Below are 22,308 nucleotides of genomic sequence, written 5' to 3' on the forward strand. Positions count from 1 at the left end.
TTTTCGGTGTGGTGTTCCGCTAATGCCCCACCGCCGCGTGGGTCGTGATGTCGTGGTTCACCTCATCGGTTTCAATCAACCCGTCGCGCAGGCGCACAATGCGGTGGGCGTAGCGGGCAATGTCTTCCTCGTGCGTCACCATGATGATTGTGTTGCCCTTCGAGTACAGTGCCTCGAACAAATCCATGATTTCGTGGCTGGTTTTCGAATCGAGGGCGCCGGTGGGTTCGTCGGCCAGCAGCACGCTGGGGTTGTTCACGAGGGCGCGGGCAATGGCCACCCGCTGGCGCTGCCCGCCCGACAACTCGTTGGGGCGGTGCGAGGCGCGGTCGGCCAGGCCCACCGAGCGGAGCGATTCTAAAGCCCGCTCGTTGCGCTCGCGCTTGCTGAGGCCGGCATAAATAAGCGGCAGGGCCACGTTATCGAGCGCGCTGGCGCGAGGCAGCAGGTTGAAGCTTTGAAAGACGAAGCCGATTTCCTTGTTGCGCACCTCGGCCAGCTGGTTGTCGCTCATGCGGCTCACATCCTGCCCATTGAGGATGTACTGGCCCTTGCTGGGCGTGTCGAGGCAACCCACGATGTTCATCAGCGTGGACTTGCCCGAACCCGACGGCCCCATAAACGCCACGTACTCGCCCCGGGGAATCTGGATGCTGACCGAGCGCAGGGCGTGGATGACCTCGGCCCCCATCACGTAATTTTTGGCGATGTCCGTGGTTTCAATGACGTTGGCATTCATGGCGCGAAAAACTTTATTGCAGAAAAGGTACAGCCGCCGGCGCAGCGGAAAAGGAATCCGCCTCCGCTGCCCGGCCGGCCCGGTGCCGGGCATATTCGGCTGCTAAAGTAACATAAGTGGCCGGTGGCAGCTGCTGCCGTAAGCGGCCCAGCGCCTCGCCGGCGTATTCGGTGAGGCCGGCGTCGGCCGCTGCCAGCACGTAGGCCTTCAACAGCGGCAGCGACTCCGGGTTTTCATCCAGCCCCGCCCGAAGGGCACCGTAGGCGCCCGTGCGGTTGCGCCGTTGGGTGTAGAAGCGCGCCGCCGCCAAAATGGCTTCTTCGTTGAATGGCGCCTCACGCACAATGCGCTGGTAGAGCTTATCGGCAACGCCTGGGCGGTTGGCCTGCGCGGCCTGCCGGGCCTGGTTTAGCCACTGCTGGCCCACCCGCGGTGGCCCGCCCGCTGCCGGCCGAAACGATGCAGCGGCCAGTTGCGCCTGCGCCCGGTGGCCCAGCCGTTGCAGGCTCGTATCGGGCGAAGCTGCCAAGCGCGTCGCCTGGGCCTGCGCCGAATCGACCCGGCCGGCTAAGGCCAGCGCGTAGGCCCGCGCCTCGCTGGCCTGCGTAGCGCCGTGGGCCACGGCAAAGGCCAGCTGGTCGGCCGCCGTGGCGTACTGTCCCTGCTGCAATTGCCACAGGCCCAGCAGCATCTGGTAATAAGCGGCCGTGCCGGAGGTGCCCGTGGCCAGCGGCAGCAGCTGTTGGCGGGCCGCCATTTCCTGCCCCAACGCGTGCCGCGAATAGGCTTGCAGAAACAGCAGCTGCTCATAATAGGGCGCATTGGCCTCGGCCCGGGCCAGGGTACTCAACGGCCGCAGTTGCTGCTGCAGGCCAGGCGCATTGCCCGCTTTCACGTCCGTCAGCACGGCGTGGTAGAGGGCAGCGAAAGTGGCATCATCCAGCACCAGGGGCGTGGGCGTAGCGGGAGCCGGCGTTTTCGTCGCTTTGGTGAGCAGGCCCAGCAGCAATTGGTTGGCTATGAGGGCCGGCTCGGTGGCCAGTTTGCTGCTGGCAGGCTGCTTGCGGGCTTCTTCATACAGATGCTGGCTAATGAGGAAGCCCAACTGGTTGGTGCGGCTGGCGTAGCTGCCCGGATTTAAGCGTTCGGCTTGGTCCAGGTAGTAGCCGACCGAGTCGGTAACCGTCGTTTTGGTGAAAAGCTGGGCCAGGTCGCCGGCCAGGGCGGCGCTGTGGGGCTGCGCTTTCAGGCCGCGCCGCAGGATGTCCAGCCCTTCGAATAAGTCATCGGGCTGGGTGTAGAGCGCGCCGAGGCGCACCGACACCTTTTCGCTGGGGCCGCGCAGCAGGGCGCGGTTCAGGGCCACCAGCTCGTTGCCGCGCTGCTGCCGGAAGCGGTACAGCGCCGCCCGGCCAAACTGGGCGTGCAGGTTGGCGCGGTAGAGCACGTCGCCACTTTCGGCGTAGTAGCGCTCGGCCAGTGCGGCCAGGCCCAAGTCGTCGGGTGCGGCTTCACTTTGCTGCCGGGCCAGGTCGCCGAGGTTGTTGTACTGGCCGGCCTGTACCTGGTCGGGCAGCGGGAAGCTGCGGCGCGATTGAATGATGAGGATGCCCCCTATCGCCAGCACATACACCGTGTAGAACGGCAGCCGGCGTGGCTCAAACGCCACCCGGTACACCCGCAGCCGCTGCTGAATGAGCGGCATAAAGTTGATGAGCACATACAGCCAGAACGCCCCGCCCACCAGCAGCAAAGCCAGTCCCGTGAAGCTGCGGGCCGCCGCCAGCAGCGGCGTGTTGTCGGTGGCGAAGGCGTAGGCCAGCGCGGCGGCAGCGCCCGTCACCACCAGCGAGTAGAGCACCGCGGCATAGGCATACGGCACCGAATCGGCGTAGCTGGGCGCCCGCAGGCGCAGGCCCAGCCCGCCGGCCAGCACCGCCGGTAGCAGCAGCACCAACGGGTCGAAATTCAGCCCGGGCAGCAACTGCAGGCCATCGTTCCACGCATACAGCAACAACACACCCAGGTACAGCAGACTAGCCGCCACAAACGGCCCCAGCCCAAAGCGGCTGGCGGGCTGCTCGGCCTGCGCATTCAGCCACAGCAGCGCCCGGATATTCTCCACCCCTACCCACAGCACCAGCAGCGCCACCAGCACCGCACCGCCGGTGGTGGCATAAGCCGCGAGTTGCAGCGTGGTTTCGGCGGCGGGCAGCTGGCTTTGGGTGTACAGCAGGCCGGCTAGGCCCGCCACCACGGCACCCAGCAATAGCACCCGACGGCGTAGGGGCCAGTCTTCGGCGAAGGCGTGCAGGCCATAGGCGCCGCCGCCCACCAGCCCCAGCATCAGGTACAGAAAATACCGCTCACTGGTATTAAACAGACCCAGCGACTCGGTGTTGAGCGACAGCAGCAGGAAAATGACTGGTATCATGCCTGCCACAAAAGCTGGCCGGGCCAGCGTGCTGGCCACCGCCACCCAGCTCACCAGCACCAGCGCCAGCAGCGCCAGAAATAGCGCCGCCGCCACCGGCTGCGTGAACGGCCCCACCATATCGTGGGTCAGGCTCACGATAAAGCCGCTGGCCTGCACGGGCACACGCGCCGGCCCGGCAGCCACTTCAGCCAGCGTGAGGGGCACGGCTTCTAGGTGCGGCACCAGCTGCATGGGCAGGGTGCTATCGGGGCCGGTGAAGTAATAAAAAATGGCCAGCCCCACGGCCAGCGTCGCCAACAGCCCCCGCCAGGTGGGCCGCCAGGCGGGCGTCGAAGCTTGTTTCGGATTCAACTATTCCAGCACTTTGGGCACGCGGAAGTAGTCCGAATCCTTGCGCGGGGCGTTGCGCAGGCCTTCGGCGTGGCTCACGGTGTTGCGGGCTTCGTCGTCGCGCAGCACGTTCACTTCCTGCGAAAGGTGCACCAGCGGCTCCACGCCGGTGGTGTCGAGGCCTTCGAGCTGGGCCACGAAGTCGAGGATGTTGTTCAGGTCGCCGAGCATCTGCTGCTCGCGGGTGGCGTCAAATTCGAGGCGGGCCAAGTGGGCCAAGCCGCGCAGGGTGCCAAGGTCGGTGCTCATTTATGGTTGAGAGTTATGCGTTGAAAATTAAGAATTGGCGGCTTGCGGCGCTTCTTCGGCCACCACGTTGGCCGGGTTCCGCCAAGTACTCGGGCCGGGCTTTACGGCGCCCTCGGGCAGGAAATCACCGGCGAGCAGGGCAGCCACCTGCTCCTTCAGGGCCGGAATATCGGCCAGCGTGAGGCCGACGGTAGGAATGGGCTTGTGAAAAACGATTTTGAGGCGGTGGTAGCGCACCCGCAGGCTGCCCTTCACATCGGGCATGAACATGTGGTTCAGGGGCTGGCCCACGGGCACGATGGGCACACCCGCCTCAATGGCCATCTGGAAAGCGCCGTCCAACAGCGGCAGCAGTTCCTTGCCCGGCAGGTGCGAAATCCGGCCCTCGGCGAAAATGGCGATGCTCTTGCCCGCCGCCAGGCTGCGCCGGGCCTGCACCATGGCCTTGCCGCGGCTGACGGCGCTGGCCCGGTCCACGGTGATGTAGACACGCTCGAAAATAGGACCCCACACCGGCGTTTTGGCCAGCGAGGCCTTGCCCATCATGTTCAAAAATCCCGGTATGTACTTGAACAGCATCATGATGTCGATGTACGAGCCGTGGTTCGACACATACACGCAAGGCTGCGGGTTGGGGGCCGTGGTTTCGCGCACCACTTCCACGGGCACGCCCCACATGGTGATGGACAGCCACGACCACCAGCGGTTGATGGCGTGTACCACAAACTCGCCCCCCGGCCGGCGGCTGTAAAACCACTGCAAGGGAAACGTGAGCACAAACGGCAGCACAAACCAGAACGTGGCCCACGTAGTGTACAGGCGCTGGCCGAGGTAACGAAGCAGATGGCGCATAGCTGCAAAGGTAGGTTACAGGAAAAAAGAACGTCGTGCACAAAACTGTCATGCTGAGCGCCGCCGAAGCATCTCTACCGCAGCAGTGAATCCCTTCGTTTGGATTACTCTAGCGGTAGAGATGCTTCGGCTGCGCGGACGCCAGATGAGCATGACGTTCTGTTGTCACCTCCGCCCGGCCAGCACCCGCTCCGCCTTCAGCAAGCCCGCCACGCTGATGGCGTCGGTGATGCGGTCGTCCATGGCCATGCGCACGGCTTCGGCCAGCGGCAGCTTCCAGAGGCGCAGGTCCTCGGTTTCTTCAGGCTCCACGTCGCCCTGGGTCAGGTCTTCGGCCAGGAACACGAAGCCTTCTTCGTCGGTCACTGAATTAGAAGTGTGGAGGCGGGCAATGCGCGTCCAGCGGGCGGCCAGCAGGCCGGTTTCTTCCTTCAGCTCGCGCTGGGCCGATTCCAGAATATCCCGCTCAATCAGGCCGCCACCCATTGGAATTTCCCAGCTGTACTCGTTCAGGGTGTAGCGGTACTGACCCACCAGCCAGGTGTTACCGTCGGCATCGACGGGAATAATGCCAAGCGCCTTATTTTTCATGCTTACCACGCCGTAGATGCCGCGGCCGCCGCCGGGGTTTAGCACTTGGTCTTCGCGCACCGAAATCCAGGGGTTATGGTATTTCACCTCCGAGCTGAGGGTTTGCCAGGGGTTGTGATTTTCGTCAACAACGGGGGCAGAAGATAGGGACATAGCCAAAAAACGATTAATACGAACCGTAAAATTACGGCGAGCGGCGCCAGCCCGGCTTTCCAATCGTCGGCTAGATGTCGTCATCCGCCGTGTCAAAGGTTTCGTTGGGCGACTAAAGCCTGCCATTAATCCAAAAAATATTGCGCTCCCCCCTGCCAGCCTAGTATCTTTGACCCATAAGTACCCCCGCACGGGCTGGAAATGTGGAAAGGAAGGACCTCTCGTGCGGCGGCGCTCTGGCTGAAAAGGTGGGGTAGACACCTCTAAGCCGGACCCGCCACTTTAAGGCCGTCGCACTTGTGCGACGGCCTTTTTTGTTGGGTTTGGCCAGGCTCCACGGCTGCGCTTTCAACCTGAACCGCGCTGCCGCCGTACCACCCATACCCCGGCCGCCCACATCCCGGCCGGCACCTACCCTCCCATGGCCCAGTCCAATTCGAAGCCCAACCAAAATTCCAAGCAAGACGAGCACGACCCGCTGTTCAACCTCAAGCACGCCCAGGCCGAAGCCGACCTGGCCCAGAACACCAATGGCCTTGGCCCCGTCACGAACGAATATGTGACCACCGACGAAGACTCCGAAATCGACGAAGGCCCGCGCGACAGCCAGGGCCAGCGCCGCGGCGAAACCGACCCTTCGGACGAAGGCAGCACCGCCGGGCGCCACTAAACCGCCCCGCGCAAAAAAGAGCGGTGAGCAAATCGAGCCTTTACTTTGGGGCTGATTTGCTCACCGCTCTTTTTATTTCAACCTGTGCTGCTTGCTAATTATTCCGGTTTTGCGCTCGAAGCGGGCCTCGACGAAGCCGGCCGCGGCTGCCTGGCGGGTCCGGTTTTCGCGGCGGCCGTCATTCTCCCGCCCGATTTCAGCCCGCGCTTCCTCAACGATTCCAAGCAGCTCAGCGCCAGGCGGCGCGAGGCCTTACGCCCCGAAATCTGCGCCGAAGCCGTAGCCTGGGCCATCGGCCAGGCGTCGGAAGCCGAAATCAGCAGCCTCAACATCGTGCAGGCCAGCTACTTGGCCATGCACCGCGCGGTGGCGGCGCTATCCGTAAGCCCAGAACATCTCCTGGTTGATGGCAACCGCTTTCGGGCCTTGGAGGGTTACCCGCACACCTGCATCATCGGGGGCGACGGCCTGTACCGGCACATTGCGGCAGCGTCGGTACTCGCCAAAACGTTTCGCGATGACTACATGACTGTGCTGGCCGCCGAGTTTCCCGAATACGGCTGGGAGCAAAACGCGGGCTACCCCACCGCTCAGCACCGCAACGCCATTCGCACGCACGGGCCCAGCCCGCACCACCGCATGGGTTTCCGGCTGCTTTAAGACAGGCATTGAACGGGCGAGAAGCTAATTCTTCAGCTTCAGCAAATCCAGGAACAAGCTGAAACCATCCACGCTGGTACCGCCTTCCCCAAACTTATCAAAGCTCAACGGCTTGATGATGTAGCCGCTTACAGCCAGCTCCTGCGCCTTCAGGCGGTCCGATTCGAGGTCGGAGGTCGTCATAATGAACACATTCAACCCCACAAACTCGGGGTCGGAACGCAGCACTTCGAGCAGCTCCAGCCCGTTCATGCGGGGCATGTTGATGTCGAGCATCACGAGGCTGGGGCGGGCTATTTTTGGCTCATCGCCTTCGCCGCGCAGCATTCGCAGCGCGTCGCGCCCGTTGCGGGCGTGTATCAGCGGGACATCGATGTTTTGGCGGCGCAGCTCGCGCTGCACGTTCATGACGTCCATCTGGTCGTCTTCCACGAGCAAAATGCTGGGCGTGGGATAATCGGCGGACATAAGCTAAATACTAATCAACGGCGGGAATATGCCCGCAAAACGGTCGCACGCGGCCGTCAGGTTGCCATTGATACGGTAGAACCGGCGCCCGTGGCCACGGTTGCGCCGGTTTTTTTGGCTTTGGGCGGCACCTTGGGCCAGGTAAAGATGAACTTAGCCCCCTGTCCCTCCGCCGATTTCACCCCAATGCGCCCACCCTGGCGCTCCACAATTTTTTTCACAATGGCCAGCCCCACACCCGTGCTTTCGATGGTATCGCGCTCGGTCAGGGTCTGGAAGATGATGAAAATACGGTCGTGGTATTCCGGAGCGATGCCGGGGCCGTCGTCGGCTACGGAAAAAAGGTAGAAGTCGCCGGCGTCGTCGCAGCTGATGTGCACGGTGCCGGTCTCGGGGTGGTGGTGGTACTTCAGCGCGTTGCTGATGAGGTTGGTGAACACCTGCTGCAGCTGCACCGCGTTGGTGGTGAGCGTGGGCAAAAAAAACGGCAATTCGACCTTGAATCCGGGCGGCGGGTTGAGGGTATCGACGACTTCGCGCAGCAGCGTGCGCACAAACACCGTTTCATCGGCCTGCGCCACCCGGCCAATGCGGGCCAGGTCCAGAATGCCGGTAATGAGCTTTTCCATGCGGTGCACGCGCTGCCGCATCATGCCCAGAAACTCGCGGATGTGGGGCGGTAGCTGTGCCGTGCCCATATCTTCCTCAATCCAGCGCGAAGCACTCTCGATGCCGCGCAAGGGCGCTTTCAAGTCGTGCGATACCACGTAGGCGAACTGGTCGAGCTCTTGGTTGCGGTTTTCGAGCTGGCTGATGTTGGCGCCCACGGTGCGGGCCATCACGTTGAGGGCCGAGGTCAGCTCGCTCACCTCGTCCTGCTCGGTGTCGAGAATCTGGCTGGTGTAGTCACCATCGGCCATGCGCCGGGCCAAATCGAGCATGCTACGCAGCCGGCGGCCAAACACCCGCACAATGTAAACGGCCCACAGCAGCCCCAGCACCAGCGCCGCAATGGCCAGGCCCGCCGACAACCATTCGGCGCGCAGGATGCTCTCGTCCAGCTCAAGCCGCAGCTGTTTGCGGGTTTCCGATTCGCGGCTTTCGAAAGCCGCCAGCCGCTCCCGGATGTTGTCCATCACGTGCTTGCCGTTCAGGCCTTCGGTGAGGCGACGGTGCGCCATCCCATCCAGGCCGGTCTGGGCGGGAATACGGCGGCGGGCTTCGCGCTTTTCGGCCACCATGAGGTGGCTGTAGCCCGACCATTGCTGAAACAGCCGCTGCGTCTGGTCGATGAGCTTGGTTTGTTCGGGCGAATCCATCACCAGGTCGCGCAGCTCGGCAAACCGGCCAATGAGCTGGCGCTCGCCATCGTAGTACGGTTCCAGCGTTTGCTCATTCCCAATGAGCAGGTAGCCACGGAAGCCCGTTTCCATGTCGATAATGTTGCGCAACAGGTTCGACGCCCGGTTCGACACCTGCTGCGAGGCCTCAACCTTCCGCGAATTGCGCAGCACCTGCCCGGCCAGCTGATAATAAAACACCACAACCACCGCAAAAAGCGCCAGCAACAGCACAAATCCTGCAAAAAGCTTGGTGGTAAGCGTAATTTTCATGCTGATGCGCCCAGGCGCTTGGTTCAGGCCTCCCTACGCATCCGCGCCTCCATGGTTTGGAGCAGAGTCAGCATTTCGTCGGCAATGACCTGCAGCGGACCGTAGCCGGCGCTGGCATCGCCCGGCCGGCCGGCATCGTGCAAATCCATCAGCCGGTTGGCTTCCTGGTGGATGAGGTTGTGCTGGCGGTCGAACTGCCGGGCTTCGGGCAAGTGGGCATACACCCCGCGGCCGCGCAGGCGGCTGGCAATCCATTGGCCGAGGCTGCAAACTTCCGGGTCGCGCAACGGCCCTTCTTCTCCCCCATTTCCAAATAAGTATGAACGCAGCTTGCTCTTGAAATGAACGTGCTTGATGCGCGCCGAATCAAAATCCTGCTTTAATTCTTCAACCGTCATACGCAAAGTTAGGCAGCGCGCCAGATGGCCCGCACGTACTATACGAAAAGGCCTCCCAAAGAACCGAAACGTCGTTAGGGGCTGGTGCAAATTTGGCCGGTTCGCGGGCTTGCAGCACCTTCCGGCTCAGAAAGAGGTACTTTTGCGCTTCATCTTTTTGCCCGGTCGCAACGGAGCCTCAAACCCCCCGTGCCCCGCGCTCCTCATTTTTTCCCCACCCATGACCCAAGACCAGATTAAGGACTTGAAGGGCCGCGCCGAGGCCCTGAGGAGGTATCTTTGACTACGATGCCCGCAAAGAACAATTAGCCGCTTACGAGGCCAAAACCACCGCCCCCGGCTTCTGGGACGACTCTAAGGCAGCCGAAGCCACGCTCCGCGAAATCAAGCCCATCAAAACCTGGACCGATGACTTCGAGGCCGTGCAGCAAACGCTGGCCGACACCGAAGTGCTCTACGACTTCTACAAGGATGGCGATGTGTCGGAAGCCGAAATGCAGGCCGACTACGAAACCGCGCTCAAAAAGCTGGAAGCCCTCGAATTCAAGCGCATGCTGAGCGACGAGGAAGACCAGCTTTCGGCCATTATCGACATCAACCCCGGCGCCGGCGGCACCGAAAGCCAGGACTGGGCCGAAATGCTCATGCGCATGTACATCATGTGGGCCGAAAGCCACGGCTTTGGGGTGAAGCAAATCAGCTACCAGCCCGGCGAAGGCGCGGGCATCAAGTCGGCGTCGCTCGAAATCGACGGCGATTTTGCCTACGGCTACCTCAAAAGTGAAATCGGGGTGCACCGGTTGGTGCGCATGTCGCCGTTTGATAGCAGCGGCCGGCGCCACACGTCGTTTGCCTCCGTATTTGCCTACCCGGTGATTGATGACACCATCAACATCGAAATCAACCCTGCCGACATCTCCTGGGATACCTTCCGGGCTGGCGGCGCGGGCGGGCAAAACGTGAACAAGGTAGAAACCGCCGTGCGCCTCACGCACGCGCCCTCCGGCATCATCATCGCCGTCCAGATTGAGCGCAGCCAGCTCATGAATAAGGAACACGCCCTGCGCATGCTCAAATCGCGCCTTTACCAGATTGAGATGGACAAGCGCCACGCCGAGCGCGACAAAGTGGAAGCCACCAAGAAGCGCATTGACTTCGGCTCTCAGATTCGCAACTACGTGTTACACCCCTACAAGCTCATCAAGGACCTGCGCACCGGCATCGAGCGCACCGACGTGCAGAACGTGCTGGACGGCGACCTAGACGAGTTCATTAAAGGGTTTCTGATGCAGAGCTAGAACGCCCACCGTCGTTCGCTCTCACCTACCAAAAAGCCCGCTTGAAGCATCAAGCGGGCTTTTTGGTGACATGGCAGGACTCCGGCTCAAACAAAAAAGAGACCGGGAAATCCCGGTCTCTTTTTGTTAAGCACCTTGAGCTAGCTTAGTTCGGGTCCCAGAAAATGAGGGTGGTGAACTGGCTGATGCCTTGCGGCAGGTTGCCAACGTTGGTCGTAATCTCCGTCTGCGGGTACAGCAAACGCGTCGGCAGCTTGTCGGGGCGGGTCGAGGTGGTCTGGAGCGACGGCGCGAAGCGGGGGTAACCCGTCCGGCGGTAGTCGTCCCAAGCCTCGGTGCTGGCTACACCCGTCATCGCCAGGTACTTCTGGTAGATGATTTTCTCCTGATTCGTTACCGGGCGCGGAGTCGTGAGACGGACCGCGTAGGTAGTGGCCCGCAAAAGAGGACCACCCAAAATATTTGCGTCCGGAATCTGGGTAGTAGTCACATCCCAGTTCACCAGGCCATTGTTCACGTTCACGGGAGCCGTGAGGTACTTCGTCACCTTAGCCGCTACGAAAGCCGACGAGTCGCGGGTAGCGTTCTGGCGGTTGGCCGGCGAAGGCGTGTAGAAGTAGTTGAACGAGGCGGTGATGCCGGCGTTGAAGTCGTTCTTGGCGCTACCGCCAGTGAAGAAGCCACGCTCGCGGGCTTCGGCCTGGCTGAAGAGGTCTTCAGCGCGCAGCATCAGCGGCACCGGCGAATCGGGGCCTTTGAACACGCCGCCAAAATCGCGGAAGCGCGTGGCCACGTTGCCCGCAATCGGAGCGCTCTCTCCGAGTTCAGCACCACCCGCGTAACCGGTGGCAGTGGTGTTGAAGATGCGGTAGCCGCGGGGGTCGCGGTTGAGCAGGAACTGGGCAAGCAGGTACTTAGTCGGAATCGTGTACAGGCGCTCGGTGGCGGAAGTGCCACCTGCGTCAGCACGGTAACGGTCCCAGAAAGGGTTTTGCTGGCCGGAAGCCTGCGTGTAGCCGGGGTTTACTACCACGTCGGAGGCGATGAAACCAGCAGCACCGGGGGTGCCGGCAGCAATGGAAGCCTGCAGGCGCGTCATCTCGGTACGCACGTAAGCATCCAAGGAGGGCTGGCTCGACTGACGCATCAGAATGCGCAGCTTCAGCGAGTTGGCAAAGCGAACCCAGTTCGCCATAGTGCCCTGGAATACCACGTCCTCGGCACCAACCGTACGCGGAATGGGCGAAGTCTGCTTGTTGGCAGCGTCAATCTCGGCGATGGCCTCGTTGAGCTTCACGATGAAATCTTTGTAGATAGCATCGGCCTTGTCGTACACGGGGGTGATGTTAGCCAAACCGCCCAGTGCCTTGGTGTACGGGATATCCCCGTACTCGTCCACCAGCAGCTGGTAGTTGTACACCTTCATGATTTTGGCAATCGCCGAGTGGTAGGGCTGATTGGCAGCCTTTCCCTGACGCTCGATGATGTCGTAATCATAAATGTTGTCGAAGGTGTTGTTGAACAGCGTCTGGCTGAACGTGCTGTTGTAATTGTAGGTACGCTCCGGGGCGTAGCCGTTCACCGTACCCGACTTTGCAATGTACCCGGCGGCAAAAGCCGAATACGGGTTGTAGTTAATCGAGTAGGTATTAGCCGTGGTGGTCAGGGCCTGAGCCAGAACGGCGTCGGCCGTTACCGTCAGCGGGTTGTTCGGGTTTTGGTTGATGTCGAGAAAAGAATCACAGCTAGCAGCCAGCACCGATAGGGAGCTCACCGCCAGTATCTTAGCAGTATTTTTCATATACGGAGAGATTAGAAAGTTGCGGAAAGAGTTGCACCGTAGAACTTAGTAGGCGGCGTCTGCAGAATGGTGTTGATACCAACACCGTTTGCAGAGGAGTTGCCGAAGCTAAACTCGGGGTCCGTGTACTGGTTCTCCTTGGGTACCCAGGTATACAAATTCCGGGCAAAAACGTTCACGCTTACGCCTTTAACAAACTTGGCACCCGACAGCATGCTGGTGGGCAGGTTGTAGCTCAGCGACAACTCGCGGATTTTGAAGAAGTCGCCTTTGGTCACGTAGTTCTCAGCCACCGAGCGACGGTAAGAGTCGTTGGCCCAGAACTCGGCACCGCCGGGGGTCAGTTTGTCGGTATTGGCCACGTAGGTCACGCCGTCCGAACCGAGAATCGACGAGTTGGGGTACAGGAAGGGCTGGCGGCCATACGAGGCGCTAACAGCCGAAGCGCCCGTGAAGTCGAGGTCTTCACCGATGGAGTGGTACACCACGTAGCCCGTGCGGTATTCAGCCTGGCCGGCCAGCGTGATGCCTTTGTAGCTGAAGCTGGTGTTGAAGCCGTACTTGTGCTTGGGCAGGGTGTTGCCCAGAACTTTCAAATCAGAGGCTTTCCGGGGGAAATACACCTCGTTGGTGGTGCCGGGCTCGAAGCCTTTGTCCAGGATAACGCGGTTCTGGTCGTCGCGCACATAGTACGAGCCGCGCAGGATGGGGAACGGCTGGCCTACCACGGCGTACACGTTGGCGTTGCCACCGGTGGTCAGGGCCAGTTCGTCTACGCCGGGCGCCAGCGAGAGCACCTTGCTGTCGTTGTAGTTGTAGTTGGCACCAACGCGCCACTCAAAGCCGGTTTCCGTACGAACCGGAACCAGGTTCAGGTCAAGTTCCACACCGCTGTTTTGGATTTCACCAGCGTTGAGCAGAACGCTCGAGAAGCCGGAAGCACCGGAAACACCGGGGGTGAGGGTTTGGTTGGTCGTGTTCTGCTTGTAGTAAGTAGCCGAGGTCGAAACGCGGCGCTTCAGGAAGCTCAATTCGATACCGGCTTCAATCGAACGGGTGAATTCCGGCTTCAAGTCAGGAGAAATTGCCTGGTTGCTCTGCGTGAACGAGGTCAAAGGACCGAAGGGGAAACCGCCGCCCAGGTTGAAGAACGGGTCGAGGCGATAAGCACCCAGGTTACCGCCTACGCCGGTACCACCCAGGTTAACTTGGCCCACTTTGGCAATGCCGCCGCGGATTTTACCGTAGTCGATAAACGAAGCTTCTTTCAGCACCGGAATGGCTTCGGTGAAGATTACGGAGAGGTCAACGCTGGGGTAGAAGAACGAACGGTTCGACTTCAGCAGCAGCGACGACCAGTCGTTACGGCCCGAAGCGTGCAGATAAACGAACTCTTTGTAGCCCACGGTAGCATCAGCAAACAGCGAAGTCTGGTGATAGGTGTAGCGAGCGGCCGAACCCTGTACCTGACCTACGCGGTTCACGAGGTTGAACAGACCCGGAGTTGCCAGGCCAGTGGAGCTAGCGGCCAGTAAGTTCGAAGTACCTGACTGCGTGTTGTTACCCAAAATGACTTTCGTGGTGAAATCACCGAAAGTCTTATCAATGTTGATGAAAAAGTCAGAATTGAGTCGGGTGTAATCGATGGTTGATTCCTGCACGAAACCGTTAGTAGCACTGGCATTACGGCCGAAGGCAGATACATAAGGCGTGTAGGCAAACCGGTCGCGGGTGTTCTGGTTGGACTGATTCACCAGCGTAGCACCGAAGCGGTACTGCAGGCTCATCCAGTCGAACACTTTGTAGCCCAGGTTGACATCACCGATGAAGTAGTTCTCCTTCAGGTGCGTACGGTTGTTGTCGATAACGTAGTAAGGGTTCTGGTAGTACTCGTTGTAGTAGCCGTTCGGGTTAGCGAAAGGATTGTTCTGCCAATCCTTGTACTGGGTGAGCGGCACCATCGACGAGGTGTTGACAATGCTATAGTACACCGAGTTGGCGGCACTCAGGTTCGACGTAGCGTCTACCATTTTGCGGGCATACGAAGTGTTGAAGCCCACGGTCAGTTTGCCGAAATCACGCGAAGCGTTCAGGCGGAAGGCGTTCCGGTTGTACTCGTCTTTGGGGACGATGCCGTTGTTCTTCACGTTCTGGAACGAAACGAAGATTTTGCTCTTGTCGTCACCACCGGAGAACGAAACGTTGTTCTGCATCTGGTAGCCGGTGTTGAAGAAGTCACGACGCTCGTTCGGCTTGGAATCGTAGGTGGTGTACTGCTGCTGGCCATTTTCCAGGGCCAGACCCAGACGCACCCGACGACCGTCGAAACGGGGGCCGTACTGCTGGTTCTCCATGTTGTTGTACTGGGCGTTGTAAGTCAGCGCCGTCGAGTCCTCCCCGGCAGCCGGGAACAAGGGGTAGTTGTAAGCATATTCCTGCGCACCCAGGCCGAACTCGTTCTGCAGCTTGGGCAGGAACGAAATCGACTCAAACTGCGAGGTGTGCGAGAAGGTCACGGCAACGCCGTTGGCACCTTTCTTCGTGGTGATAATCAAAGCGCCGTTCGAAGCCTGCGAGCCGTAGAGAGCGGCAGCGTTGGCACCTTTCAGCACGGTGATGTTGTCGATGTCGTCGGGGTTCAGGGCGGTCAGTACTTCCGAAGTCGAGAGTACACCGTCAACTACTACCAGAGCCTGGTTTTCACCGGTTGCCGAGCGGGCACCGCGCAGGGTAACGCGTACGCTGGGATTGACGCCGTTCGACAGGGTCTGGATTTGCAAACCCGATACCTTGCCTGCCAAGCCGTTGGTGACGTTAGTCACGCGGGCCTGGTTGATTTCTTTGGTGTCGAGCGTAGCCGTGGCGTAGCCGATTTCACGGGCCTGGCGCTGTACGCCCAGTGCACCGGTTACAACTACTTCGCCCAACTGCTTCACATCGGATGCCAGCGCGACGTTGAACGTGCTGTTCGAGCCAATTGGCTGCTCAACCGAAGCGTAACCAATAGAACTGATGGTCAGCGAAGTGGCCGAAGAAGGAACACTGAGGCTGAAAGCGCCATCGGCATTTGTTGAAGCTCCAATAGTGGTGCCTTTTACCAGTACGGTAGCGCCGGGCAGGCCCTGACCGGATGCCCGGTCAGTTACGCGCCCGGATATCGTCCGGTCTTGGGCATAGACCTGCTGCAACAGGCCGGTCATTAGAAGCATGACCATACATAAGAGTTTTTTCATTTGACTGGTTGGTTGGTGAGTGAAAAGGTAAAAAGTAAGGTGAGTGAAACGGCAATTATACAAGGAAAATAGCTTTTGGAGGAACAGCACCTGCGCCAGAACCTCATCAGCCATTCATGAAAGATACTTAAGCTACTGGCAAACTGCTGAATGTTAGCGCGTCCAATAGGTTCTGCGTTGTTCGACAGATAAGGGTCATTTTGTCTTGGCCCACTATGAAAATGATACTATCCCACCCAAAAGCATCCTGTATGTATCCAATGTTATCCGTTTCGAAAGAATGGTAACATGTCGGCAATGCGCCCAAAGCTAACACTCGTTTGCCAAAATTGACTATTGGCGTTTCGGCTTCTTTTCGCACGGGAATCGGTTTCGCCAGAATGGTTTATGCAGTTTTTTTTTGCTTGAACTTCCAGAAACGAGGCTTAAACCCATTCTGGCTCATCCTCCTGCCACAGGTTTAAATAATATATAACTTAAGTGCCAATTTGTTTTTGGCAGCTATTTCGTACTAGCCACAGCCTGCCCCTGGAATAAATCATTTAAAAGACTGATTTAATTACATTAGCTAATTTACAAAAAATAAAGTGGATAGGTGAGACTTATGTAATCAAAGTTGGCGGCCTGCTGAATCATCCCAAAGGTTCCGGGCGAGAAATGAAATTATCGAACATTGGGCTTTGGGGTGGCAATAAGAAAACTGCTTTCTACAAGGCAGTAAAGAGGGGCCGCACCGGCATCCTGCTTGGTTGCCGGGCACGGCCGTGTGCAGTATGCGGGGTTGAGGCATCGGGAAGAAGTACAGTTGCTCTGACGCTCATTTTGAGCCAGATGCCGGGCCGATTATCACGGAGAATATTGGGTTTATGGTTGAAATTTTGGCTGGCAGCAGTACTTTCAACTTTTAAAATACCACCCTTCTGTTTCTTTTTCCCTTTTCTTAATCACACCCACTTTAAACAACTCAATGAAGAGAACCTTACTAATGAGCCTGCTCCTGCTCCTGACCCTGGCCGGGCGGAGCTGGGCCCAGAGTCGCTCCGTATCGGGGCGTGTGCTCGACAAAAGCACCAACGAAGGATTGCCGGGCGTAAGTGTCATCGTGAAGGGAACCACTACCGGGACCGCCACCGACGCCGACGGCAAGTTTACGCTGAGCGTGCCCGCCCCAACGGCGGTGCTGCAATTCAAATACCTGGGTTACCTCACGACCGAGCAGCCGGTGGGCACTTCCAGCACAGTGGACGTGGCCATGGCCGTTGACAACAAGCAGCTCGACGAAGTAACCGTGACGGCCTTGGGCATCTCGCGCGAGAAGCGGGCCCTGGGCTATGCCGTTTCGGAAGTGAAATCGGAGCAGGTGGTGCAGAAGTCGGAACCCGACCTGCTGCGCACGCTGTCGGGCAAAGTGCCGGGCGTGAACATTATCAGCTCGAGCGGGGTACCAGGCGCTTCGTCGCGCATCACCATCCGGGGCAACACGTCGTTCTACGGCGAAAACCAGCCCCTGTTCGTGGTGGATGGCGTGCCCTACGACAACTCCCAGACGGAATCGGACAACCCCATCACCAACGGCGCCTCCTACTCGAGCCGCACGGCCGACGTGGACCCGAACAACATTGCGTCCATCAACGTGCTGAAAGGGGCGGCAGCAGCGGCGCTTTATGGCTCGCGCGCAGCCGGTGGCGTTATTGTTATCACCACCAAAACCGGTGGCGGGGGCCAGCGCGGCCCCAAAGGCATCCAGATTGGCTATACTACGGGCTACTCCATTGAGAAGGTAGCGGCCCTGCCCAACTACCAGAACAAGTACGGCGCAGGCGCCAACTTCGTCAACTCGGATGCTAACGGTTCTTGGGGCCCCGAGTTTGGCAATACCGCTCAGGGCGCGCCCGCACGCATTCGTCACCCACAGGCAGGCAACCCTGACTTTCCCAGCATTGCCGATACTGCCACAATTCCTTATAAGGCGTACCCGAACAACGTGAAGGATTTCTTCAAAACGGGCCACCTGTACGAGAATTCGGTATCGTTGAACAGCACCAGCGACAACGCCACGTTCACCACCATCATTTCGCGGGCCGACCAGCAGGGCATCATCCCCAACTCGTCGTTTGTGCGCAACAACGTGAGCACCGGCGGCTCGGGCAAGTTCAACAAGTTCACCATCAGCGGCAACGTGGCCTACACGAACACCACACAGAAGGGCCCACTAACGGGCGCCAACAACCTGCTGGCCGGTAATGCCTCGGCCTTCGCGCGTACGCTGTTCCTGACCCGCAGCCTCGACCTGCAGGGCCTGCCCTACATCGACCCTGTTACGCACGCTTCCACCTTCGCGTGGCTGTCGCGGCAGGCCGACAACCCGCTGTGGTCGGTTGAAAACGCCCTCTATACCTCCCGTGTCGACCGGGTGGTGGGCAGCGTGGGCTTGTCGTACGCCATCAAAGACTGGTTGGTGCTGACCTACACCGGCGGCATCAACACCTACACCGACTCGCGCCGCACCACCATCCGGCCGGGCTCAAACGCCAACTATGGGGTGAGTTCCGTTCTGGAAGACAACATCCAGAACACGGAACTGGAACAGACCTTGCTGCTGAACTTCAACAAGAACCTGACCGAGGACCTGAGCCTGACCGCTAGCGTGGGCCAGAACATCAACGCCCGCAAGTTTGACGGTCGCTCGAACATTGGCTACGACATTGTCACTTTTGGCATTGACAACATCGAGAACACCAACCAGAAAGGCACCTACGGCTACGCCTACTCGGAGCGCCGCTTGATGGGCTTGCTCGGCAACGCAACGCTGGGCTACAAGAACTTTGCGTTCCTGACCCTGACTGGCCGCAACGACTTCTCCTCTACGCTCAATAAAGGCGGAATCATTGGCAACACCGGCCGCTCCTTCTTCTACTCCAGCGCGGCCGGCTCGCTGGTGCTCAACGAAGCGCTAAAATGGGATTTCCGCTGGCTGGATTTGGCCAAAGTGCGTGTGGCCTACGGCCGGGTAGGACGCGACGCTCCCCCCTACCGTTCGGGCCCCAGCACGTACGACATCAATCCGGGCGGCATTTTCCCCTTTTACAACCCGAATCCGGCGGCGCAGGGACAACCTACGGCAGGTGTTTCCATCAGCAGCGTTATCAACAACCCAAACCTGACGCCCGAATTCTCGACGGAACTGGAAGTAGGCACTGAACTGGCCCTTTTCCGCAACCGCATCTCGTTCAACGGCACGTACTACAACAAGCAGTCGACCAACCAGATTGCGCCGCGCATTCTGCCGTCTGCTACTGGCTACAGCCAGTACTGGACCAACTTCGGCGCCATTTCCAACAAAGGCTTTGAGGTGGCCCTGACGGTGGTGCCGGTGGAAACGTCGGGCTTCCGCTGGAGCAGCACGTTCAACTTCACCCGCAATCGCAACATCGTAGAGAAAACGACCGACAAAGGCGATACCCTCACGCTGGGCGGCTTCAACGTGGCGGCACTGCTCATTCCTGGCCAGCCCTACGGCGTGCTGTACGGCTCCACGGCCAAGCGCGACGGCAACGGCAATCTGCTTGTTGACCCCGTGAGCGGCCGTCTGGTGCCCGGTGGCAACAAGGTTATTGGCAACCCCAACGCTGATTTCATCATGGGCTTCATCAACCAGTTCACTTACAAAGGCATTACGCTGAACACGCTGATTGACTACCGCAAAGGTGGTGCGCTGTTTTCGACCACCCTGCAGGAAGAGCTGGGCCGGGGCGTGACGAAGGATACCGAAGACCGCAACCGCCTGCTCATCATCGACGGCGTGCGCTACAACCCCGCCACGGGCGGTGCCGCCCTGGATAGCGATGGCAATCCCATCCGCAACACCAAGGCCATCAGCGTCAACGACCTGTATTTCTCGTCGGCCGGCGTGGGCGGCGGGGCTGCCACCAACGGCTACAACGAACAGTCGATATACGATGCTACTACCGTGCGCCTGCGCGAAGTGACGGTGGGCTACGACCTGCCCAAGTCCATCCTCGGCAAGTCGCCGTTCAGCGTGGTCAACATCTCGGTGTCGGGCCGCAACCTGTACTGGTACTCCCCCAACCTGCCCAAGAACTCAAACTTCGACCCCGAAACCAACACCTTCGGCTCGAGCAACGTGCAGGGCATCGAGTTGACCAACGCGCCGAACACCAAGCGTTACGGCGTGAACCTGCGGGTAACTTTCTAATCTCAGCATTGCGCCTTCGGGCTCTTTATATAGTATTCCATGAAATTCCACCAAATTGGGGCAACACTGGCTTTTGTCGGGATGCTCGCCACAGCCTCCGGCTGCAAGGACTTTTACAACACCAACGTCAACCCGCTCTATCCTACTTCTACCACCATCAATAACCTGCTGCCCATCACACAAGTGAGCATGGCCAGCGGCTTGGGCGACAACGTGGGCGGCCTGAGCCAGTACACGATGGGCCTGATGCAGCAATTGTACAGCACCCGGGGCATTGGCAACTTCGTGCAAACCGGTGGCTCTTTTGGGGGCCCCTGGTCGGAGCTCTACGGCAACATGCTCCCGAACAACGAAATCATCATCACCCAAGGCACGGCCGAAGGGCAATGGAGCTACGTGGGCATCGCGCAACTGCAGAAAGCGTACGTGTTTAGCCAGATGGTGGATATGTGGGGCGACATCCCTTATTCGGAATCCCTGCAGGGGGTAAACAACCTAGCCCCGCGTTTCGACAAGGACTCGGAAATCTATAACGGTTCGGCCGATGGCAAAGTGAAAGGCCTCTTTGCCTTAATTGATGAGGGTTTGGCCAACCTGGCGAAACCTTCGACCAACTCAACGCTGGGCCGGGCCGACCTGATTTATGGCGGTTCAATCGAGAAATGGGCGCGTTTTGGCCGCACGCTTAAGCTGAAGCTCTACAATCAGATTCGCAAGACGAACTCGAACGCGGTAGTGGCTGCCCAGATAGCGCCGCTTCTGACTTCGCCCCTGATGGAAGAAGGTGGCGACCTGCAGCTGGCTTATAAGAACAGCATCCAACCCGATACCCGCAACCCCGGTGCGGTGGTGGACTACGGCCCCAATCCGGAAAACCGCATTGGCCGCTACTTCTATGAGGACATGAAGGACAAAAATGACCCGCGTATACCCTATTACTTCTTCAACCAGGTTCCGCCGGGCGTTGCGATAACCCAACAGGATTACATCAATGGCAGCTTTGTTACGGTACGGCCGGGCTCAACCGGGCAGTACACCAGCTCGGCTTCTACAGCGGCCGTGCAAACCCTGCAGGGCTTGTACCCCATAGGTGGACGTTATGACGACGGCAAAGGCAGCCCCGGCGGCAATGGTCGCCCGCAGGCGAAATATGAGGCTCCCCAACGCCTTCTTACTTACTATGCCCGCAAGTTCACGGAAGCGGAGTTGCAGCTCGTGGTCCTCAACAACCCCGCCGCTGCCCGGGTCGCATTGTCTGATGCGCTCACAGCAGCTTTTAACAAGGTGAACACCGTTGCGGCGGCAGACGGCAGCCCCGTCATGACGGCGGCCCAAATTTCGGGGTATATCACCCGCGTCAATACCACAGCAGCCAACTCGGGTCCGCTCAACCGTTTCGACCGCGCCACCACCACCGAAGACAAACTGGAGGTGATTATGTACGAGAAGTACGTGGCCAGCTTTGGCTACGGCGTGGATGTGTACACCGATTTCCGGCGCACGCACCACCCGGCTATCCGGGTATCGCAGGCCGCAGCTGCGGCCACGCCCGGCCGGGGCCTGCTGCCCGACGACGGCCAGACGGTATCGAACGGCATTTTCCCTTACCGCCTGTACTATCCGACCAACGATTTAATTCTGAATCCCAATTCGCCGCGGACGCAGGCGCCGGTTACCTCGCGCATTTTCTGGGACCTGTAGGTCGCTCCGCCTTTCTTGACTTTTCTTAACGTGAAAATCACCATGAATTCGTACCTCACCCGTTTCTTCCTGTTGCTGACAGTCGCGGGTTCGCTCGTTGCCTGCCGTGAAGACAGCAAGCTGCCTGCCCCCACCACGGAAAGCATTCCACTCATCATCCCGGAAATCAACCCCCAGAAGTCTTTTTTCGACTCTCGCTTCAGCCGTCCCTCAAACAAGATGGTTGCCGATTCAGGGTGGACCCGTCCCGTATTTGAATTCGTCGTTAACCCTTCGCAAGGTTATTCTGAAATCCAAACGGTAGAAGTATACAAAAGCATTCGGCGCAAAGACGTACTCGGCCCTCGCGTGAAGGCATTTGACTTGACCACCTTCCCTGCAACGGTTTCGATAAATAGTCAGAACGCTTCTCGTGACCTGTTTTTCGCCAATCCAATGAATAATACAACTGCCGTCTTGGGACCGAACGACACGAGCCCTAACCGTACGTTGAACGGTGATGCTATAGTGTTCACGTTCGAATACGTCATGAAAGACGGCCGGCGCATTACCCTCACACCACTTTCGACTTCGACCAGTTCCGCAGGTGCTCCAACGGGCACGTTCATCAATCCACCTTACGCGGCGATTGCGGAGTTCCGCCCGGGGATATAATTACAGAAATCCACGCTTAGATTCCATCGCTAAGCATTGCTGCTAACAACAGCAGATTTTTGCAGCGGCAGCAGAAGGACTTCACCGTCTTTTTGCTGCCGCTGTCTTTTTGGCTTCTTTACAAAGTATCCCTCAGCGCGTGCGGCCCAAGGAAGGCACGGCGCAGGCTCAGAAACAAGTTTTGG

16 protein-coding genes are annotated in these 22,308 nt (G+C 59.2%); 6 read left to right on the plus strand and 10 right to left on the minus strand.

The features are described from left to right. Window positions 1–19: 19 nt before the first annotated feature. The 5 genes from Q4S41_RS14290 to Q4S41_RS14310 form a co-directional block, all read right to left on the minus strand. Window positions 20–739, minus strand: a complete 720-nt coding sequence (locus Q4S41_RS14290; protein ID WP_305031799.1) for an ABC transporter ATP-binding protein — start codon at window positions 737–739, stop codon at window positions 20–22. Window positions 740–752: 13 nt separating this feature from the next. Continuing rightward, window positions 753–3,527: a hypothetical protein gene (locus tag Q4S41_RS14295; RefSeq protein ID WP_305031800.1), complete on the minus strand. Its 2,775-nt coding sequence runs from the start codon at window positions 3,525–3,527 to the stop codon at window positions 753–755. Next, entirely contained in the window at window positions 3,528–3,815 is a 288-nt protein-coding gene (gene gatC / locus Q4S41_RS14300; RefSeq protein WP_243514612.1) for an Asp-tRNA(Asn)/Glu-tRNA(Gln) amidotransferase subunit GatC, read from the minus strand. It lies immediately after the preceding gene. Window positions 3,816–3,842: 27 nt separating this feature from the next. Next, window positions 3,843–4,667: a lysophospholipid acyltransferase family protein gene (locus Q4S41_RS14305; RefSeq protein ID WP_305031801.1), complete on the minus strand. Its 825-nt coding sequence runs from the start codon at window positions 4,665–4,667 to the stop codon at window positions 3,843–3,845. Between the two features lie 165 nt (window positions 4,668–4,832). Then, entirely contained in the window at window positions 4,833–5,411 is a 579-nt protein-coding gene (locus Q4S41_RS14310; protein ID WP_305031802.1) for an NUDIX domain-containing protein, read from the minus strand. A 421-nt stretch (window positions 5,412–5,832) separates the two neighbouring features. On the opposite strand from Q4S41_RS14310, the gene Q4S41_RS14315 reads away from it, so the two are divergent. Beyond that, window positions 5,833–6,081 carry a hypothetical protein gene (locus Q4S41_RS14315; protein WP_305031803.1) on the plus strand — a complete coding sequence of 83 codons (249 nt, stop codon included), beginning with the start codon at window positions 5,833–5,835 and terminating at the stop codon, window positions 6,079–6,081. 84 nt (window positions 6,082–6,165) lie between these two features. Beyond that, window positions 6,166–6,741: a ribonuclease HII gene (locus tag Q4S41_RS14320; RefSeq protein ID WP_305031804.1), complete on the plus strand. Its 576-nt coding sequence runs from the start codon at window positions 6,166–6,168 to the stop codon at window positions 6,739–6,741. 24 nt (window positions 6,742–6,765) lie between these two features. Here the strand turns inward: Q4S41_RS14320 and Q4S41_RS14325 are convergent, their stop codons facing one another. Genes Q4S41_RS14325 through Q4S41_RS14335 form a run of 3 tightly spaced genes read right to left on the minus strand, consistent with a single transcriptional unit; the run spans window position 6,766 to window position 9,220 of the window. After that, a complete protein-coding gene (locus Q4S41_RS14325) occupies window positions 6,766–7,209 on the minus strand; it encodes a response regulator (RefSeq protein ID WP_305031805.1) in 444 nt (147 codons plus the stop codon). Window positions 7,210–7,265: 56 nt separating this feature from the next. Then, entirely contained in the window at window positions 7,266–8,822 is a 1,557-nt protein-coding gene (locus Q4S41_RS14330) for a sensor histidine kinase (RefSeq protein WP_305031806.1), read from the minus strand. 23 nt (window positions 8,823–8,845) lie between these two features. Beyond that, window positions 8,846–9,220 (minus strand): CZB domain-containing protein, encoded by a 375-nt coding sequence (locus Q4S41_RS14335; RefSeq protein ID WP_305031807.1) that lies wholly within the window; start codon window positions 9,218–9,220, stop codon window positions 8,846–8,848. Between the two features lie 220 nt (window positions 9,221–9,440). Between Q4S41_RS14335 and prfB the strand changes: the two genes are divergently transcribed. Beyond that, a protein-coding gene (gene prfB / locus Q4S41_RS14340) for a peptide chain release factor 2 (RefSeq protein WP_305031808.1) occupies window positions 9,441–10,518 on the plus strand; the annotation gives its coding sequence in 2 pieces (ribosomal slippage) (window positions 9,441–9,500 and window positions 9,502–10,518; 1,077 coding nt in all). A 145-nt stretch (window positions 10,519–10,663) separates the two neighbouring features. Here prfB and Q4S41_RS14345 read toward each other — a convergent pair. Beyond that, window positions 10,664–12,319 (minus strand): SusD/RagB family nutrient-binding outer membrane lipoprotein, encoded by a 1,656-nt coding sequence (locus Q4S41_RS14345; RefSeq protein WP_305031809.1) that lies wholly within the window; start codon window positions 12,317–12,319, stop codon window positions 10,664–10,666. Between the two features lie 11 nt (window positions 12,320–12,330). Next, the gene (locus tag Q4S41_RS14350; protein WP_305031810.1) at window positions 12,331–15,534 is read right to left on the minus strand and encodes a SusC/RagA family TonB-linked outer membrane protein; all 3,204 of its coding nucleotides are present in this window, start codon (window positions 15,532–15,534) and stop codon (window positions 12,331–12,333) included. A gap of 985 nt (window positions 15,535–16,519) precedes the next feature. Here Q4S41_RS14350 and Q4S41_RS14355 point away from each other — a divergent pair. The 3 genes from Q4S41_RS14355 to Q4S41_RS14365 are packed head-to-tail and all read left to right on the plus strand — an operon-like array spanning window position 16,520 to window position 22,123. Then, window positions 16,520–19,768: a SusC/RagA family TonB-linked outer membrane protein gene (locus tag Q4S41_RS14355; RefSeq protein ID WP_305031811.1), complete on the plus strand. Its 3,249-nt coding sequence runs from the start codon at window positions 16,520–16,522 to the stop codon at window positions 19,766–19,768. Between the two features lie 39 nt (window positions 19,769–19,807). Then, entirely contained in the window at window positions 19,808–21,469 is a 1,662-nt protein-coding gene (locus Q4S41_RS14360) for a SusD/RagB family nutrient-binding outer membrane lipoprotein (RefSeq protein ID WP_305031812.1), read from the plus strand. A 30-nt stretch (window positions 21,470–21,499) separates the two neighbouring features. Continuing rightward, window positions 21,500–22,123 (plus strand): hypothetical protein, encoded by a 624-nt coding sequence (locus tag Q4S41_RS14365; RefSeq protein ID WP_305031813.1) that lies wholly within the window; start codon window positions 21,500–21,502, stop codon window positions 22,121–22,123. The last annotated feature ends 185 nt before the right edge of the window (window positions 22,124–22,308 follow it).

The sequence above is a fragment of the Hymenobacter convexus genome (genome assembly GCF_030580955.1).
GTDB lineage: Bacteria > Bacteroidota > Bacteroidia > Cytophagales > Hymenobacteraceae > Hymenobacter.

Excerpts from the sequence above, each read along its gene's own strand:
- Q4S41_RS14290 (WP_305031799.1), bottom strand. The coding sequence starts at position 739 with ATGAATGCCAACGTCATTGAAACCACGGACATCGCCAAAAATTACGTG.
- gatC (WP_243514612.1), bottom strand. The coding sequence starts at position 3,815 with ATGAGCACCGACCTTGGCACCCTGCGCGGCTTGGCCCACTTGGCCCGC.
- Q4S41_RS14305 (WP_305031801.1), bottom strand. The coding sequence starts at position 4,667 with ATGCGCCATCTGCTTCGTTACCTCGGCCAGCGCCTGTACACTACGTGG.
- Q4S41_RS14310 (WP_305031802.1), bottom strand. The coding sequence starts at position 5,411 with ATGTCCCTATCTTCTGCCCCCGTTGTTGACGAAAATCACAACCCCTGG.
- Q4S41_RS14315 (WP_305031803.1), top strand. The coding sequence starts at position 5,833 with ATGGCCCAGTCCAATTCGAAGCCCAACCAAAATTCCAAGCAAGACGAG.
- Q4S41_RS14325 (WP_305031805.1), bottom strand. The coding sequence starts at position 7,209 with ATGTCCGCCGATTATCCCACGCCCAGCATTTTGCTCGTGGAAGACGAC.
- Q4S41_RS14330 (WP_305031806.1), bottom strand. The coding sequence starts at position 8,822 with ATGAAAATTACGCTTACCACCAAGCTTTTTGCAGGATTTGTGCTGTTG.
- Q4S41_RS14335 (WP_305031807.1), bottom strand. The coding sequence starts at position 9,220 with ATGACGGTTGAAGAATTAAAGCAGGATTTTGATTCGGCGCGCATCAAG.
- Q4S41_RS14345 (WP_305031809.1), bottom strand. The coding sequence starts at position 12,319 with ATGAAAAATACTGCTAAGATACTGGCGGTGAGCTCCCTATCGGTGCTG.
- Q4S41_RS14350 (WP_305031810.1), bottom strand. The coding sequence starts at position 15,534 with ATGGTCATGCTTCTAATGACCGGCCTGTTGCAGCAGGTCTATGCCCAA.
- Q4S41_RS14355 (WP_305031811.1), top strand. The coding sequence starts at position 16,520 with ATGAAGAGAACCTTACTAATGAGCCTGCTCCTGCTCCTGACCCTGGCC.
- Q4S41_RS14360 (WP_305031812.1), top strand. The coding sequence starts at position 19,808 with ATGAAATTCCACCAAATTGGGGCAACACTGGCTTTTGTCGGGATGCTC.